General features: G+C 43.7%; 1 protein-coding gene and 1 pseudogene. One reads left to right on the top strand and one right to left on the bottom strand.

The window, feature by feature from the left end:
* Positions 1–319: pseudogene (locus VZ95_RS20690) on the top strand (type III PLP-dependent enzyme); the annotation flags it as partial.
* A 53-nt stretch (positions 320–372) separates the two neighbouring features.
* Here the strand turns inward: VZ95_RS20690 and VZ95_RS24750 are convergent.
* Positions 373–960 (bottom strand): phytanoyl-CoA dioxygenase family protein, encoded by a 588-nt coding sequence (locus VZ95_RS24750; RefSeq protein ID WP_156995502.1) that lies wholly within the window; start codon positions 958–960, stop codon positions 373–375.
* Between the last annotated feature and the right edge of the window lie 199 nt (positions 961–1,159).

The raw sequence follows: 1,159 nt of genomic DNA, 5'->3' as shown, positions 1-1,159 counted from the left end.
TTCGAAGAAGGATTACGCCGAAGACAAGCGGTGGGTCTATCTCGACATCGGCAAGTTCGGCGGCCTCGCCGAAACGATGGATGAAGCGATTAAGTACGATATCACCACTCCCAGCGACGGTGGCGACACTGCACCGGTGATCCTCGCCGGGCCGACCTGCGATAGCGCCGATATTCTGTACGAAAAGACCGAATATCACCTGCCGGTCGACCTCAAAGTCGGCGACAAGGTGAGCATTCTGGCGACGGGCGCTTACACTACCTCCTATTCGGCGGTCAATTTCAATGGCTTCGCGCCGCTTCGGGCTGTGTGTATTTAATCGCCAAGCATATAAAACGCAGCGCTCAATCCAAGAATTGAGCGCTGCTATTGCTAGGCATCGACTTCTTTATAATATGGGTGAAAAGCATTCTCTCGACTGAGATCTCTGTTTAGAGGGTAATTGAGAAATAAAACTCGATTGGGAGACTGTGCCCAAGGTAAGAAATCGGGTTGAATGATGAGTATCATTACCTTTCTGCTTTTATGGCTTGGATGAATTCCACAGTGATATATTTCGGTGGCGTTGAATATTAAAATATCTCCCGCAGCAGGTTGAGGGCTTATTACATCTGCGTCTTTTAGTATCCTCTCGATGTTCTTAATTCTGCTTTCGAGATTAGTTGGATCATACCCAGTTGAATCGATACGTTTTGAATCATCGTAATTCACAAATTCTGTTCGCCCCCCGGTTTCGGCAGCATCATCGAGATAAACCATTATATGCGTCTGGCAACTTGGACCATAATCCTTGTGCCAGCGAAAAGACGTAATCGGATCGGCATCCGGAAAAGCTTCCGAGAAGATCGCACAGCTAATCGAAAAATGCGCCTCAAAATAATCGCGAATTATCTCTGTTGTATGCTCATTCATAACACTCGCAATAATTCGATTAACTAAACCAAAAGAGGTCTCAGGCACAGAATGGTTTACAACGGAATATGCATCTTTAGTTTCCTTATCTACGACTTTACAGAATTTCTGATTTTTTCAATTCGAATTGGTTGGAAATTTTCCTCCCATTCCTTCTTTAAAGACTCTATTTCGGTCTTATTTAAATTTCCTTTGATATGTATAATGCCATTCTTTTTGAGATCATTTGACCAAAAAATTATAATTT

Source organism: Elstera litoralis, assembly GCF_000963705.1.
Classification (GTDB): Bacteria; Pseudomonadota; Alphaproteobacteria; order Elsterales; family Elsteraceae; genus Elstera; species Elstera litoralis.
This window is presented reverse-complemented; position numbering and strand designations above follow the sequence as displayed.